Here is a 16,236-nt window from a genome sequence, read left to right as displayed (position 1 = left end):
ATGGAGGCATGGAGCTCATATGAGTACTTTACAGGAATTTTTGAATAGCCACCCGGTGGATAATCTGACTGCGGATGTGGCGATCTCGGACCGGTTTAAGGATCGTGACGGCATGCTGTTGAAATTCAAAATTCGCGCGATGAGCGCAGATGACTTGGCAGCCTACCAAAAACGCGCGATGAAGATCAATCCGAAGAGCAAGGACCGACAAGTCGAAATCGATTCCGGCGCCATTACGAAAGCGATTGTCATCAACCATACGGTCGATCCCAGCTTCAAGGATGCAGAGAGCATTCGGGCACTGGGCTGCGCGGACTCAGACGCCTATCTGCAGAAGGTGCTGCTTGCCGGCGAGATCGAGGAACTGTCGAAGGAGATTCAGCGCATCTCCGGTTATAACACGAACTTTGAGGAGCTTGTGGACGAGGCAAAAAACTAATTCGCGAGGGTGATAGTGACGCGAACTATGCGTACTACGCCCTCATGAAATTCCATATGACGCCACGTGAATACATGAGCCAGACCCGCGAGGAGAAGGCCTTCATGATTGCTTGCATCCAGGAGAGACTCGCTGCGGAGAAAAAGCAGAGTGTGCGGCGAAAATAAAGTGAGGTGAGCATGGCATCATGTGGCTGGACTCCGGCGTGCACGATGCCTGTTCGCATGGGTTAAGGAGAAAGGTGGTGAGGATGTGAGTACGACGATGGCCATTCAGCAACAAGGCCTTATAAGTATGCTTCAAGGAATGAGCGGCTCGATGAGCCTGGCTGAGCGTGCGACGGAAGGTTTGAAGCAAGCGATGAATGTAATGGAACAACGAACTGCGGCAACTTTTTATGGAATGAAAAACCCTATGCATGAAATAGAGCAGTCCGCAAGCTGGGTTTCTGCACAATTCACGGCTCTCAATCATTCGCTGAACATGTCGATGAAGAGTGCGGAGAATTATGCCAAAACTCTGGAATATATGCGCAATTTGGAGAAGCTGACGGTAACAGATAAGCCTGCAGGGGGCTCGGCTAATAGTAAAACAACGGAGAAAGATAAGCTGCAGGATAAAATAAAGAAAGACGCATTGCCCGCAATGGAAAGAATGGTCGATCTGATTGCATTTAATCTGAACAGCTTGAATTTCGGCTTCGAGCAGCCGGACCCTGCTCAAAAAGACAAGGGGGAGTGTTGTTGTCCTGAACAAGGCAACAATAGTTTGCCGCCATTCAATAAGGCTCCTCTATCTCCAGAGTTCATGGCGCAAGTGCCGCCTGATCTGGAGAAACAAGCGACAAAGTTGGTGCAACAACCGAGTTTTCGAAAAAATGGGATCATCATCCCTGGTAGCCTCCCGGATGCAGCTGCAAATGTTGTGAGCAATGATGCCAGTGAGATGAAATTGCCTAATCTCAGCGATTTGTTAGGCAATATGACAACCGGTTTCGCAGGTTTAACGCAAGAATTGAAATCCAATGCGGCAGCTATGAACTTTCTGTCCAACAATTGGTCTGTCTTTGGTAGTTTATCCGATGGGGTTTCAATGGCTCTAACAGCTTATAACACCATGCAGTTTATCTCGCAATTGTATACCGCAATGACGGCGGTGGCGATGATCGCTACGATCGGATTGAAAAATGCATGGCAGCAAATGAACACAGCCATGAAGGCCAATGTCATTATGCTGATCATTTCACTTGTCATTGGCCTCGGATACGCCCTGTACAGTCTTTGGGAGAAAAACGACAAGTTTGCCATCGGTTTGATGCGAGCATGGCATGGTATTCTCAACTTCTTTGCAAATATACCGGTATTCTTCTGGACAATTGTCGAGGATATATTGAAAGCTTTCCTGGTCTGGGCCAATTCAGTAGGCAAGCTGTATGATTCCGTTATCAATGGCATCATTAAAGGTCTTAATACCGTTCTTAATGCGATAAATAAAGTGACAGGTTCATCGCTCCAAATTAGCGCCAAGTTCTCCTTCAGCGACATAACGAAAGATGTACTGAGTACTGTTCAAAGCAATAAAGCGGATGCTGTTAAGAATGCTCTGGATGTGGCAGCGGAGAATGATAAGAAGCTGAAGAAGTTCATGGATGACAGGGCGGATAAAAAGAAGAAAAACGAGGTTCCAACTTCTTCAGCATTGGAGAACATGTCCCCTGATCAACTCTCTAAGTTAACGATGAACAATAATCTGACAGCCGGATTCGATCAAAGCCATACTCCAGCTTCCGGTAATCTGAACTCGGTTGGCAGAGTAGGGGAAGTGGGGAAGATCAACGACACCGTAGACATTAGCAGTGAGGATCTGAAGACGATGCGGGAGCTGGCAGAGATGAAGAACATTCAGAATTTCGTTACTCTTCAGCCGTCCGTAAATGTGCAGACGGGGGATATTCGTCACGATTTGGATGTCAGCTCCATGGTGGCGGCTATTACAACGGTGCTGCAAGATGAGATTGCTGTCTCGGCAGAGGGGGTGTACCGATGAGTGTGTATCAGTCGGATACGCCGCATTATGGATATGGCATTCAATTTAGCTTCAACAACAACCAAGAGGGACCGATTGAACTGCCGGTCATGCCCGCTTCTATCGAGATTAGCGAAGGGGGCAAGAGCAGCACTTACGATGTTGCGGGGCTCGGCGAAGTCAACGTCATTAAGGATCGCAAGCTGTCCGAATACAGCTTCAGCAGTTTCTTCCCCGGTCAGCATCAGACCTATCCCTTCCTATCGATAGCTCCCGGCCGCATTCTGCCGCCAAGCGAATACGTGCGCTACTTGACGCGGTGGATGGACAGCAAGCGGCCGATTCGCTTTATTTTCGTAGGGAAGGAGTTCGCGATCAATACGCCCGTCAGCATTGAGTCGTTCCAGTGGAAGGAGGCGGCCGGGAGAGGCGGGGATATCGCGTATTCCATCAAGCTGAAGCACTATCGCTTCTACGCGGCCAAGCAATATGTCATCGCCGGGAATGAGGGCGGCAGCGTAACGGGATATTCGAAGAGCAGTCGCCCGGATCAACGCGAGAAGCCCGGTACTTATACGATGCAGGCGGGAGATACGTTGTGGAGCATTGCCCAGAGGCTGCTTGGCAACGGAACGCGTTGGCGGGAGCTTCAGCGGCTGAACGGCATTGCCGACTCGGATGTAAGACGGCTCGCGATTGGAAAGGTGCTGAAGCTGTCATGATGCAAGTGCTCATCGACAACAGGGACGGGAATGTATGGGATGTATCGGATATTGCGGGGGATATGAGCTGGAAGACAAGCCGCATCGGGAAAGCGGGCAGTCTGGACTTTACGCTGCTGAAGGGCGGCCTGTACGAGTCGGAGCGCTATAAGTACCGCAACGGCGATATCGTGCAGGTGACCAAGGACGGCCACCCTGTTTTTTACGGCTATATTTTCAGTGTGGATGGCGGCAGCGGAGAGACGGTGAAGTTGAAGGCGTATGACCAGATTCGGTACTTGATGAATACCGATACGTTCGTGTTCCAGGATCGGCGCGCTTCTGACATGATTACGCTGATCGCCGAGAAGTTCCGGCTGCGAACGGGCTATATCGCCGACACCTCCTATGTCATTCCCCAGATGGCAGAGGATGGGAAGAAGTTGCTGGACATATGCGACAAGGCCCTTACGCTCACGCTTGTTCATACCGGCCGGAATTTTATGCTATATGACGATTTCGGTTACTTGGCCTTGCGGAATGTGGAGGATATGCTGCTGGACTTCTATGTGGGCGAGGAGAGCTTGCTGACGGACTACAGCCTGTCCACTTCCATTGACGAGGATACGTATAATCGCATTGTGCTGTATCAAGACAACAAGAAGTCGGGCAAGCGGGAGCTGCATGTCGCGGAGGATAGCGCGAACAAGGCGCAGTGGGGCGTGCTTCAGCTGTATCAATCGGTGGGCGAGGAGATGTCGGTCGCAGCCATTCGATCGCGGCTGGATAATCTGGCCACGTTGAAAAACAGGGAGACGCGCAAGCTGAAGCTGAACGCGCTGGGCGACATCCGGGTCCGTGCGGGAAGCTATATCCGCGTATGGCTGAAGGAGGAGGGCATTCATCAGCCATTCCTGGTCGACGAGTGCACGCACAAATTCGATGGCGCTCTTCACACGATGACGCTGGAATTGAAGGTGATTCCATGAGCACCATCTTGAATCTGATCAAGCAAGCGGGCTTAGGTGCAGTGGAAGCGGGCAATCCTGTGCAGCTGCTGTTCGGAGAAGTAGTCTCTGCGGCTCCGTTTCGGGTACAAGTCGATCAACGCTTCACGCTGCCGCCCGAGTTCCTCATTATGCCGGAGTCGCTGTCGCTGCGCGGACTTCAGCAAGGGGATAAGCTTATTCTGCTGCGCATGCAGGGCGGTCAGCGCTATCTTCTCGTGGACAAGGTGGTGAATCTATGATTCCTGAGGGAGGCGTATTGCCGGGAGCAGTGCAATCGCTGGAGCAGCCGTCCCGCACATGGCGGCTAGATCTGGAACACGGACGAGTATCCGGCATGATAGACGGATTAGAGGCTCTGAAGCAAGCCGTATTCAAAACATTGCAAACGGAACGATTCCGCTACTTGATCTATAGTGCGAATTACGGTCACGAATTGCGGGATCTGATCGGGAGCTCGCCGTTGTTCCTCGCTTCCGAAGTGAAGCGGATGCTGGAGGAAGCGGTGCTGCAGGACGACCGTATACTGCGCATCGATGACGTTGAAACAAGAACGGAAGACGACAGCTTGCGAATCAGCTTTACGGTTGTATCGCGTCTGGGATCATTCCAGGGAGAGATGGAGGTGATATGAGCATGTACAGCTCGGAAAGCATGGACGTTATTTTGCAAAGGATGCTGGACAGGGTGCCATCAGGTATCGATAAGCGCGAAGGCAGCATTATTTATGATGCGCTTGCTCCCGCCGCGGCGGAGCTTGCTCAGTTGTATATGGAGCTGGAACTGAATGACAGCTTGTCGTTCGCTGACACGGCAACGGGCGAGTACTTGACACGAATTGCGTCGCAATTCGGCGTGAACCGGCGAGCGGCTACGTATGCGAAGCGGGCGGCCTTATTCTATGGAGCGGGCGATAGTCCGATGGCAGTTGTCTCCGGTAGCCGGTTCGCCAAAGACCGGCTGGTGTATATCGTCGGGCAGGAGATGGGCACGGGCGAATATATGGTCACTTGCGAGCAAGAGGGCTCCATAGGCAATGAGCGCTTCGGCGAGTTGCTGCCGCTTCAATATGTGGAGGGGCTGGCGCGCGCGGAGCTAGGCGAAGTGCTTGTTCCCGGCGTGGACGAAGAAGGCGATGAGGCATTGCGTCAGCGTTATTACGCGGCGGTGAACGAGCCTGCCTTTGGCGGGAATGTGGCGCAGTATAAGGCGATCCTGAACGACATGGATGGAGTAGGAGCATCGAAAATATATCCCGTGTGGAATGGCGGGGGAACTGTGAAAGCTGCGATTATATCCGGCGATTGGAGGGAACCGTCTTCAACGCTGCTAAGCGAGGTGCAGACGAAGCTTGATCCATCCGGCAGCAGCGGGGAGGGGCTGGGTCTGGCGCCAATCGGACATCAGGTGACGGTTGCCGGTGTGAGCGAGTCCGCTGTGAACGTAGAGACGACTTTGACACTGGCCCTGGGCACGACCGTCGGACAAGTGCAGGACGAAGTCGAAGAAGTGATGGCGGCGTATATGCTGGACATCCGAAGAACTTGGGCGGAGCAGTCCCAGCTGGTCGTTCGCGTGGCGCAAGTGGATGCGCGATTGCTGGGGGTGGAAGGCGTGGAAGACGTGAACGGGACGGCATTGAATGGCGCCGCCGAGAATATGGTGCTGGGCGGCGACGAAGTGCCGGTCATGGGGACGGTGACGCTGCATGTCCAATGATGTGATGAAGCATTGGCCTCCTCTATATGAAGGGATAGCCGACTTCAGAGAGCTGGCTGCGACCGAGTCGGACGAGCTGTCGCTTGTCCGGGGAGCGGTGCAGAGACAGCTGGATGACCGGTTCGTCATGACATCCGGAGTAGGAGCCGTGAGGCGAAGAGAGCGGATGCTGGGCATACAGGCCGATCCCGAGACGGAGTCGCTGGGCTTTCGAAGGCTGCGGATCGTGAACCGCTACTCCACGAAGCCGCCATTCACCAAGCGATATTTGCAAGAGCAGATTGATCGGCTTATCGGGCCGGGAATGGCCGTTGTGACGATAGACGAAGAGGGGTTTCTGCTGACGCTGACGGCGAATATCGATAGTGCAGCTATTTTCAAGGAAGTGCAGCATACGATCGAGACGGTGAAGCCGGCTAATCTGGTGTACCAGCAGAAGACGTCGCTCGGCTCGAAAATACAACTGAAAGAACGCATAACGGCGCAGGAAGTGACATGGAACTACAAGCTGGACGGTTCCTGGATGCTTGGAACTGCGCCGTTCGCGTCTTACGGTGCGGAGGTGCCAGTAACATGATCCAGCTGAGTCTGCTGCAGGATGTGGCGGAATATGTGAGAGGAAGAGTAGACAAGGTAGTGCTTAACGGCAGCTATGAGATCAGAGATTTTCAGGTGAAGCAGGTGACGGGTGAGACACTGGCTCTGAATTATTTGGTTCCCGTGGCGGACGTGCAGTCAATTACGCTGGTGGAGCTGAAGGATGCTTCGGATACGGTGCTGACTGCGCATACGGTGAATGTGCCCATTACGGCGGATCATCTCATGCTGCAGACGATTAAAGTGGAGGAGGTTGCCGCAAGTGGCTAAGACGGATTGGACGATCAACGACACGGTCCTGCCGCAGGATATGAATGATATCGGGCAGGAGATTAATGCGAAGGTGCAGATAGTGATGTCCGCTTCGGAGCCGGCCCCGGCCCCGAACTTGTACTGGTATGAAGACTTGGGGGAGACACCTGATGTGGGGGGAGGTGGTGGGCTGCTCATCGGCAATGCCAGTATTCAGGACGACAAGGAAGTATGGTTTGACGAATTTTAATTCATAGGAGGCTGCACATATGGCAGAGAAAAACATTCAGGTCAAGTACAAAAACGGAGCGGCCTGGGATGACTTGTTCCCGAAGACGAAGGCGGAACTGGTCGATGGCTTGCCGGAGCTATTGGGTACAAAGGTGGACAAGCTGACCGGAAAAGGATTGTCGACGAATGATTATACGACGGCCGAGAAGAACAAGTTGGCAGGTATAGCGGATAATGCCAACAACTATGTGCATCCGACGACTGCAGGCAACAAGCATATTCCCGCCGGAGGAGCAGCCGGAGATCTGCTGAAGTACTCCGCCGCCGGAACGGCTGCATGGGGGCAACTGTCGGCATCGGATATTCCCGCGTTGTCATTGTCGAAGATCTCCGATGCCGGAACGGCGGCGGGCCGTAATGTCGGCACCGCCAGCGGCAACGTCCCCGTTCTGGATGGGGCGGGCAAGCTGGATGCGGGCGTCGTGCCAAAGATTGCCATTACGGACACCTTCCTGGTGAGCAACCAGACGGAGATGCTGGCGCTCACTTGCGAGGTTGGCGATGTGGCGGTCCGTACGGATCTGTCGAAGTCGTTCATTCTGAAGACGACCCCGGCTTCCGTGCTGGCGAACTGGCAGGAGCTGCTGACGCCGACTTCGCCGGTGCAATCGGTCGCCGGCAAGACGGGGGCGGTGACGCTGACGAAGTCGGATGTAGGCCTGTCTAACGTGGCTAACGAGAGCAAAGCGACGATGTTCGCGAGTGCGGCGCTTACCGGCACGCCGACAGCGCCTACGGCTGCGGTTGCCACGAACAATACGCAGATCGCCACGACGGCATTCGTAAAGAATGTGGTGAGCGACGCGCAAGGGGCCAAGATCGTTGTCTCTTCGAGCGAGCCTGCGAACGCAGACTTCTGGTATCAGGAAATATAAGAAGAAGAGGAGGAGAGATAGCCAATGGCAAAAAACGTATTGCAAAAGCATTGGAACGGGACGAGCTGGGAAGAGATCCATCCCATTACGAAGGCATCGAACGTCGTATCGGGCAACGGCCAGTCGGTGGAGGCTCAATTGGGAGCGGCCACTTCGGCGGCCACCCCGAACACGCTCGCGGCGCGTGACGGCTCAGGACGCCTGAAAGCGGCCGCTCCTGCCGCTGCGGATGATGTGGCTCGTAAGGCGGAGGTGGATGCGGCGAAGGAGCTTGCCAATGATTATACGGATGTAAAGGTTGCATCGATACCGCCCCCCCCTGTTACGTCCGTAAATAGCAAGACGGGAGCGGTAACGTTGACGAAAGCGGATGTCGGACTTAGTGGCATCCAGAACTATGGAATTGCCTCGCAGGCACAAGCGGAAGCTGGTACGGCGAGTAATGTGTATATGACGCCTCAGCGAACTAAGCAGGCCATCGATATTAATTCTGAGTCGATACGGAGCTCCGGGAATCTATCGTTGAGAGCGGAGGTGAAAAGTTCCCCGCCCTCTTCTCCGGTTGATGGAGATATCTGGTATGACTCGATGAATAAAAAGTTCTTCGGGTACGCCAATGGCGGGTGGGTTTAGTCTCTTTGTTAAAAGACCACTTGATTATGTTGCTACGGCGAACATTATGAACTCATTCTACAAGGTACTAGGTGGCTGTGTTGCGGCAGATGGCTCTATCATATCATTGATAGAGTCTCCTAGTAGTATCCGCACCATGAAGCGGTACGACGATGAAGGTAATTTGTTGATAACATCGGAGTCTCTATCTTCCTCTGGGACGTCATCACTATATCATGACCCGTTCACCAACAAATGCTATACGAGCTATTTCAATTGGCGAGACATGACTACCCTTGCTTCTACAACAGGTAACGGGAGTAGGCTGCCTACTAACTTTAATGGCGATAAGAGGTACTATATCGACCATGAAGGGATAGCCTGGCAAGCGCATACGTCAGGCAGTTATTTAGCTGTATCTAAGTGGGGGATCAACGGTAATCTAATAACCACCATGATATCTAATACAACAGGTACTCCTAACAATATCGCGGTGTCTAGCCTCTATATATGGATATCAGACGGGTATAATCTACGAAGGTTCAATAAATCGAACATGTCATATGTATCGTCCATAAACATCAGCGACTACACAAGCAGTGTCACTGGAAACGGTATGTCAAGTCATGTCATTGCTGTTGGAACAAATACTGGGAACAAGAGGTATACCTGTCGAGATAACGGAACCTTCTCAACATATGATACACACAGGCATGGAGATGTGGTTCAGATGACAAAAAACGGCTGCGTTATAATACCTGTGATTGATAGTTCTTCTGGGGCTTACATGACACACTATTTGCTAGAGCCAGATGGATCGGCAATATCACCGCATACAGTGGCTACGCCGATAAGTCCTAACTACTCTACGACTACCGAGGATTCCGTAGCGCTCATTGCTACGGGGAGCAAGATTCGTCAGGTAGTGAAACTAACAGTTAACATTTAAGGAGGAAGCGATATGTCAGAAATCTATTTGGGACTCGCGCCTGATGGTAGAGTATTAATCCAACATCACCAACCATTTCATCCGAAATACGGTCTTGAGAAAACTAGAGAAGAACTCGAGGTAGAAGGTATATTTGTTACCGAACTGCCTACGTTACCAGAAGCCCTTCCTCCACTGTCTGCGGCAGTTCTCTATTATAAGCATGAGACTTCAGAACTGAGTTATCATATAGTATCTCGTCCTGAATCTCTTGAAGAGAAGTCCGAAAGATTGCTTGCGGAACTGGAGACTTTCCAAGGGGAACTAGAGCAGTCGGAAGCAGAAAATGCATCATTGCTACTAGAACTTGTAAGCAAAGGAGTGTTGTAAAATGGATTGGTTTGCGATTGTAAAGAAACATTATAAGGCTGGCAGATACACTGATAAAAATGTTGCCGTATTTGTAGTCAGTCAGAAGATAACCGAAGCCCAATATCAAGAAATAACGGGGCTAGTTTTTGGGGCTGTCCCAACAGTGTTCGCATAAAAATCAAACATTCTATCCTACACAAAAATGGACCTCAATTTTCACTACAAAGTGGAAACTGAGGTCTATTTCCTCAAAGAAATTTTTATTTAAGTGGGGCTAAAAAAAACTATAAATTTACTTTTGGAACAGCCCCTTTAATAACTCATAGGGGGAAATTAAATGAATATTGGACAACTTTTAATTTCAGCAGCAGTAGGAGCAAGCGCCAAGGAAACGGCCTTTGGCGGAGCGGTTGCGGCGATCGGGACAACGACGGCAGCATACCTCGGTGGATGGGATATCGCGCTCAGGCTGCTCGTCTTTTGCATGGTTGCGGATTATATTACGGGGCTGCTTGGCGCACTCAAGCTGAAGAAGCTTAATAGCGAGGTCATGTTCTGGGGCGGCGTGCGTAAAGGCGTGGTCCTGCAAGTCATTGCCCTGTGCGTCCTGCTGGATCAGTTCGTCGGCAATGAGAGCCCCGTCTTCCGTACGATTGCTTTGTACTTCTATATCGGACGCGAAGGGCTGTCTATTATTGAGAATTTAGGCGTGCTCAACGTATGGGTGCCCCAAGCGATCAAGGAAAGATTGCAGCAATTGAACAGGAGTGGCAACCAACATGATCGCCCATAAAAGAATTCGTATTGCAGAAGGGAAGCTGGAGGAAGGACCGCTTCAATATCCCGTGACCGGGATATACTCGAAGCAGCAAGGCTGGACGGATATGCGAGTAGCGGAAATTCCGCCGGAAGCGGTCATTCGGACAGAGCTTGTCGTGGCGAAAGGGAAGACTGTGTCAGCCATTCTCGATCAGTTGGTCAGGAAACATAGTGGACATTGGCTTGTGTGCAATGCGTCATTTTTTAATGCCGAATCCGGTGCGCTGCTAGGCAGAACATATAGAAATGGCAAGGTGATTTTTCCTGATATAGCGGGCAAGACGGAATACAGACCACATCTATTCTACCGAAATAATGCATTCATGATTGCTCGGCAGAATTCTCCGTCTAACATAAGTTGGGGCGTTTCCTGCACACCGATGCTTACCTCTAACGGATGTGTCAACCTTACACCAGATCTGGCTGAACAGACGCCTTACTATCTACTCAGCTCGAATCCCAGAACAATCGCAGGGGTGAAATCGGATGGCACATTGAGCCTTATTTTGATTGATGGGAGGGGGAAATATGATAAAGGGTTCACAACCGCTGAAGCAGGAGTGATGGCGGCGAATTACGGTTATAGAGAGGCTGTGAATTTGGACGGGGGAGGTTCCTCCACGCTTGCAACCAACAATCAGGAACTGCTGGCTGCACTAGGGATCGACAGGAGCAATAAGAAGCGATGTTATCATGTCGCGGATATGAGCAGAAATTATAAAGAGCGCGTCGTTCATCATGCTATCGCGATACAATTTCGTCCAGATAAACTGTTGCCCAATTACCGCGTGAATCATATACCCAGAAACACACCGTACAACCGTCGTCCGGGGCATCGGCTTGAGGCTACCACGATTACCATTCACAACACGGGCAATGCGGCAAGCACGGCCCGGAATGAGCTCAACTGGCTGACGAATCCTCGCAACAAAGCAACTGCTTCTTACCATCTGGTAGTCGATGAACGGGAGACGATTGAGTGCATTCCGCTCCATGAGACAGCCTGGCATGCCGGCGATGGAAACCGTGAAGGAAGCGGTAACCGGACTTCGATTGCGATAGAGCTATGCGAGAGTGGGAACTATGAGCATACGCTCATAAGAGCAAGCAGACTTGTCGCCGACTTGTTGCGGGAGCGTGGCTGGGGAGTGGACAGGCTACGCCGGCATTACGATTGGAGCGGCAAGATCTGTCCACGGCTTATGTATGCCTCAGGAAGCTGGAGTCACTGGGATAAGTTCAAGCAACAAGTAGCTGCCAATCTATAACCCTATTTTCTCCTATCGCCTGCTCCTTAATGGTATATAATGAGAATTAATGATTTCCAAATTATGGGAAGCCATAGAGGATGAACTTACTTAAATAAGAAGTCTCATTCCAAAAAAAGGCGATAGGAGAGATGGTTCATGGACACGAAGGCGCGTTTTTCCAATAGAGTGAATGCTTATGCGAAGTAGTTGGGGGAGCGTGCTCGAATGTTACTTCACTATACAAAAGGTCTGAGCAAAAGTAACGACTAGCAATCGTTATTTCAGAATCACTCTCTACTAAAATCTACTATACTTTACCATTTTCATATAGTAGAATAATGAGAGCATATGGAGCCTGAATAGACAATATGTCTGTCCTTCGCATGTTTATCATACGCACTACATACGGGGAGATGCACGATGAAAACGAAAAAAATGGCGGCTTGGATAATCGGTTTTTGTTTCCTGCTCAGTGTGACCTGGTTTTCACCCAAGGTTTCGGCAGCTTCGATTTATAATGAAGACGGTTTTGGCTTTTCCGGTACGATTCACGCCAATCCACTCCAGACGGATATCCAAATGGAAGGTTATTGGGACTGGCCGTCTGACGTGAACCAGGGAACGATGAGATATGACGGAGGCGTATTCGACGGCGAGAACATCTGGCTCGTTCCAAACAATAACAATCATGTGGTCAGCATCAATAAAGACACGGGCGTGATGACGAGTTATGGGGATTGGCCCGCAGGCTTTGATACGGCAAACTTCAGCTTTATCGGCGGAGTATTTGACGGACAGTATATCTGGCTTGTTCCCTATTCCGCTAATCAAGTCATCAAGATTGACAAGAATACGGGTACAATGGCCGGATATAGTGATTGGCCGAGCGGCTTTACGAAAAGCGGAAATGCATTTGCCGGCGGCGTATATGACGGACAGCATGTCTGGCTGATCCCGGCGAAATCATCCGGTTCAATCATTCGTGTGGATAAGGATACCGGTACCATGACGGCATACGATAATTGGCCTGACAGCTTGTCTTACGAAGAAATCGTATATCCTGGAACAGCTTGGGAATATACCCAAACGGTTTATCAATCGTTTTTCGGTGGGCTATTTGACGGGCACCACATCTGGCTTGTCCCTTCCTCGGCGAGTAATAATCATGTGGTGAAATTCAACATTGCTACTGGTGAAATGACAATTTACGACAATTGGCCCAGCGGCTATAACGGCCAGAGCTTGCGAGGCGGGGCATTCGACGGCCAGTACATTTGGATGATGCCGAGTGCTTCGAATATGTTGATGAAGATCGACAAGGATACCGGGGAGATGACCGGTTACAATAACTGGCCGTCCGATTTCTCCAAATCCTCCGATGCGTTCAAAGGCGGGTTCTATGATGGCGAAAACGTTTGGATGATTCCGAATGCGGCCGACAGGTTGATGAAAGTGAATCCCAATACGGGGACAATGACGGGATACACGAATTGGCCGAGCGGAATTACGGGAGTGCGAAAATTTCTGGGTGCTGTCTATGATGGCAATCATATTTGGATGATTCCGAATGAGGCGAAACAAATCGTGAAGGTGTCAACGATTAATCAAGAGCCGACGGTATTGAATCTGGCTATCTCGGGAGAAGCTATAGTCGGCGTGACCTTAAACGGAACGTATGATTATGAAGATGCTGATGGGGATTTGCAGGGGCATTCCATTGTACGATGGTATCGACAAGACGATGCTAATGGATTAAACGCAATCAATATTACCGGCTCCAATCCGAACCAGTATTCACTAATTGAGTCGGACTTTGGCCGATATATTCGCATGGAGGTCACGCCTGTCGCTGTTACCGGTGAGACAGTAGGACTCCCGCGCAGCACCGTGATCGGACCGGTATCTTCGGTTGATCTACACAATCTTTCATTGCTTTCATCGTCAACGGTTATTCCGTTAAATATCGAATTTTCACCGGATACGCTAATGTATTCAGCTAATGTTGCAAATGATATTTCCAGTCTTACCGTGACCGAGACTGTGAATGATTCCAATAACACCGTGACGATGAGTGTCTACGATGCGGCGAATCAATTGATGATGGGGCCGATCCGATTGACAAGCGGCATTGCCTCAGAGCCAATTGCCTTGTTTGCCGGCAACAATACGATCGAGCTGCAAGTGACTTCACCAGGCGGTACCATAGCGAAAACATATTCTGTCTTGGTGAACCGATCCTACTCCAATAATGGCGACTTGTCTGGACTCACGCTCAGTCAGGGGGATTTATCTCCCGTCTTTACGTCGGGGACCTTGAATTATTCAGCGAATGTGGGAAATGCTGTAGATTCCCTCCATCTCACTCCGACGTTGGCCGATGCAACCGCCACGGTGACGATGAGCGTGTATAACCAGAGCAGTCAACTCACTTTGGGGCCTGTATCACTGACTAGCGGTCATGCGTCGAGTGCTATTCCATTACAGCCCGGAAATAATACGATCCGCTTGCTGGTGACGGCGCAGGACGGCTCACGCCATATTTATTCCGTCTTGGTGAACCGAGCCTACTCCAGTAATGGCGACTTGTCGGGTCTCATGCTCAGTCAGGGGAATTTATCTCCCGTCTTTACGTCGGGGACCTTGCATTATTCGGTGAATGTAGGAACTGCCATTGATACCATCAACCTCACACCGACGTTGGCCGATGCAACCGCCACGGTGACGATGAGTGTGTATAACCAGAGCAATCAACTCACTTTGGGGCCTGTCTTACTGAATAGCGGTCATGCGTCCGGTGCGATTCCGTTACAGCTCGGAAATAATACGATCCGCTTGCAGGTGATAGCGCAGGACGGCACGACAATCAATTATTCTATTGTTGTGAATCGAGCCCGCCCCGCCAGCTCCTACATTCCAGACAATGGTCTGGATATACAAATTAATGGTGAAATCGTGAGGCAACTTGTTAGAGTGACCAATACTTACGAGGGCGGCAAATGGATATTAACTTTAATACCGGATCAAGCCCAATTCATCTCTGGGTTCAACCAACATAGCGATTATTCCGAGATTGTCGTTCCTGTCACGCAGGACACGGATCAGGTGCGTTTAACGTTAACTGGAAATGAAGTTCAAGCCTTGCATAACAAGCAGGTATCATTGGAAATCCAAACGCCAATGGCGAACTACAAGTTGTCGGCCGCGCAATGGATGGATATTCTCGAACTACTCGGCAATCCGGTGAGTGGGGCCGAGTTGTCGATTCAGATTCAATTGGAACAGGGCTCGATGGAGACGATGCAGCGAATGGAACAGGCTGCTGCGAATGGAGATTTCCGTGTCATCGTTACTCCGATCCATTTCACGATTACGGCGACTTATCATGGACAGACAATCTTATTAGATACGTTCAAGACATACGTGGAACGGAATATTCCCATTCCGACCGGCATTGATCCCAGCGAGGTGACGACCGCGGTCGTACTCAATCCGGACGGCACCGTATATCATGTTCCGACAAAAGTCATGACGATAGACGGAAAATCCTATGCCGTGGTGAATAGTTTGACCAACAGTGCTTATGCCTTAATCTCCCACTCTGCCAGTTATTCAGATGTGACGGCAGCTTGGCAGCAGTCAGCGGTCACGAACCTGGCCTCACGCATGATCATTATGGGAGTAGACAAGACCCATTTTGATCCGAACGCCGATATTACGCGTGCCGAATTTGTTGCAATGATCGTCAGGGCGTTGGGACTGGCTGACAGCGGTACCGTATCAGCATTCAAGGATGTGCAAGCGGACGATTGGTACAACGTAGCCTTGGCTCAAGCCCACAGCTATGGAATCATCAATGGGTATACAGACGGAACTTTCCGTCCGAATCAGACGATTACACGGGAAGAAGCCATGGCGATGATTGCCCAAGCGATGAAGATTGCAGGGATATCCACGGAGTTGGATTCTGCCGATATTGACGCCATTCTATCTCGGTTTGCTGATCAACACATATTATCGGGATGGGCACGAGAAGCAGTCGCGGCCGCCATACAGAAAGGGTTGGTCAAAGGCTATCACAATCACTTGATGCCAACCGACCCGATCACGAGGGCGGAGACCGCCGTCATCATTGAAAGGCTGCTCGTGAACGCCAATCTGATTTAGCGAAACAGTAATGTTTTATGAACCACCTTCGATGACGGTTGCTTCGGAACCGGCATTGAAGGTGGTTTTTGACGATGAAAAGTTCCAATTTCTCAAACGAATCAGTCAAGCTCGTACGGAAGAGTTTCGTCGAGTCGAGCGTGCTCGAATGTTGCTTCGCTTGCAAAAGGTCTCAGCATTCCTAA

General features: G+C 50.7%; 17 protein-coding genes. All 17 read left to right on the top strand.

Annotation, left to right across the window (positions count from 1 at the left end; translation table 11 throughout):
* The first annotated feature begins 19 nt into the window (after nt 1–19).
* A complete protein-coding gene (locus ACFQ2I_RS10410; RefSeq protein ID WP_377564064.1) occupies nt 20–439 on the top strand; it encodes a phage tail assembly chaperone in 420 nt (139 codons plus the stop codon).
* A 252-nt stretch (nt 440–691) separates the two neighbouring features.
* Complete coding sequence (locus ACFQ2I_RS10405; protein ID WP_377564063.1) at nt 692–2,485, top strand: hypothetical protein; 1,794 nt, start codon at nt 692–694, stop codon at nt 2,483–2,485.
* The gene (locus tag ACFQ2I_RS10400; protein ID WP_377564062.1) at nt 2,482–3,186 is read left to right on the top strand and encodes a LysM peptidoglycan-binding domain-containing protein; all 705 of its coding nucleotides are present in this window, start codon (nt 2,482–2,484) and stop codon (nt 3,184–3,186) included. Before ACFQ2I_RS10405 ends, ACFQ2I_RS10400 begins: the two co-directional genes overlap by 4 nt.
* Nucleotides 3,183–4,154 (top strand): XkdQ/YqbQ family protein, encoded by a 972-nt coding sequence (locus tag ACFQ2I_RS10395; protein ID WP_377564061.1) that lies wholly within the window; start codon nt 3,183–3,185, stop codon nt 4,152–4,154. The genes ACFQ2I_RS10400 and ACFQ2I_RS10395 overlap by 4 nt, the downstream gene beginning before the upstream one ends.
* The gene (locus ACFQ2I_RS10390) at nt 4,151–4,414 is read left to right on the top strand and encodes a DUF2577 domain-containing protein (protein WP_377564060.1); all 264 of its coding nucleotides are present in this window, start codon (nt 4,151–4,153) and stop codon (nt 4,412–4,414) included. Before ACFQ2I_RS10395 ends, ACFQ2I_RS10390 begins: the two co-directional genes overlap by 4 nt.
* Nucleotides 4,411–4,806, top strand: coding sequence for a DUF2634 domain-containing protein (locus ACFQ2I_RS10385; protein WP_377564059.1), 396 nt, complete (start codon nt 4,411–4,413; stop codon nt 4,804–4,806). The genes ACFQ2I_RS10390 and ACFQ2I_RS10385 overlap by 4 nt, the downstream gene beginning before the upstream one ends.
* 2 nt (nt 4,807–4,808) lie before the next feature.
* Nucleotides 4,809–5,891: a baseplate J/gp47 family protein gene (locus ACFQ2I_RS10380; protein WP_377564057.1), complete on the top strand. Its 1,083-nt coding sequence runs from the start codon at nt 4,809–4,811 to the stop codon at nt 5,889–5,891.
* Nucleotides 5,881–6,468: a putative phage tail protein gene (locus ACFQ2I_RS10375; protein ID WP_377564055.1), complete on the top strand. Its 588-nt coding sequence runs from the start codon at nt 5,881–5,883 to the stop codon at nt 6,466–6,468. The genes ACFQ2I_RS10380 and ACFQ2I_RS10375 overlap by 11 nt, the downstream gene beginning before the upstream one ends.
* Nucleotides 6,465–6,758, top strand: coding sequence for a ketopantoate hydroxymethyltransferase (locus ACFQ2I_RS10370; RefSeq protein ID WP_377564054.1), 294 nt, complete (start codon nt 6,465–6,467; stop codon nt 6,756–6,758). Before ACFQ2I_RS10375 ends, ACFQ2I_RS10370 begins: the two co-directional genes overlap by 4 nt.
* Nucleotides 6,751–6,990 carry a hypothetical protein gene (locus tag ACFQ2I_RS10365; protein WP_377564053.1) on the top strand — a complete coding sequence of 80 codons (240 nt, stop codon included), beginning with the start codon at nt 6,751–6,753 and terminating at the stop codon, nt 6,988–6,990. The genes ACFQ2I_RS10370 and ACFQ2I_RS10365 overlap by 8 nt, the downstream gene beginning before the upstream one ends.
* 19 nt (nt 6,991–7,009) lie before the next feature.
* Nucleotides 7,010–7,906, top strand: a complete 897-nt coding sequence (locus ACFQ2I_RS10360; RefSeq protein ID WP_377564052.1) for a hypothetical protein — start codon at nt 7,010–7,012, stop codon at nt 7,904–7,906.
* 24 nt (nt 7,907–7,930) lie between these two features.
* Nucleotides 7,931–8,539, top strand: a complete 609-nt coding sequence (locus tag ACFQ2I_RS10355; protein ID WP_377564051.1) for a hypothetical protein — start codon at nt 7,931–7,933, stop codon at nt 8,537–8,539.
* A gap of 940 nt (nt 8,540–9,479) precedes the next feature.
* The gene (locus tag ACFQ2I_RS10350) at nt 9,480–9,836 is read left to right on the top strand and encodes a hypothetical protein (protein WP_377564049.1); all 357 of its coding nucleotides are present in this window, start codon (nt 9,480–9,482) and stop codon (nt 9,834–9,836) included.
* 1 nt (nt 9,837) lies between these two features.
* The gene (locus ACFQ2I_RS10345) at nt 9,838–9,993 is read left to right on the top strand and encodes an XkdX family protein (protein ID WP_377564048.1); all 156 of its coding nucleotides are present in this window, start codon (nt 9,838–9,840) and stop codon (nt 9,991–9,993) included.
* Between the two features lie 162 nt (nt 9,994–10,155).
* Nucleotides 10,156–10,611 (top strand): phage holin family protein, encoded by a 456-nt coding sequence (locus tag ACFQ2I_RS10340; RefSeq protein WP_377564046.1) that lies wholly within the window; start codon nt 10,156–10,158, stop codon nt 10,609–10,611.
* Complete coding sequence (locus ACFQ2I_RS10335; RefSeq protein ID WP_377564045.1) at nt 10,598–11,905, top strand: phosphodiester glycosidase family protein; 1,308 nt, start codon at nt 10,598–10,600, stop codon at nt 11,903–11,905. The genes ACFQ2I_RS10340 and ACFQ2I_RS10335 overlap by 14 nt, the downstream gene beginning before the upstream one ends.
* Nucleotides 11,906–12,307: 402 nt before the next feature.
* Nucleotides 12,308–16,051 carry a cadherin-like beta sandwich domain-containing protein gene (locus ACFQ2I_RS10330; RefSeq protein ID WP_377564044.1) on the top strand — a complete coding sequence of 1,248 codons (3,744 nt, stop codon included), beginning with the start codon at nt 12,308–12,310 and terminating at the stop codon, nt 16,049–16,051.
* Nucleotides 16,052–16,236 lie beyond the last annotated feature (185 nt).

The organism is Paenibacillus chungangensis, from assembly GCF_042675905.1.
Lineage (GTDB): Bacteria > Bacillota > Bacilli > Paenibacillales > Paenibacillaceae > Pristimantibacillus > Pristimantibacillus chungangensis.
This window is presented reverse-complemented; position numbering and strand designations above follow the sequence as displayed.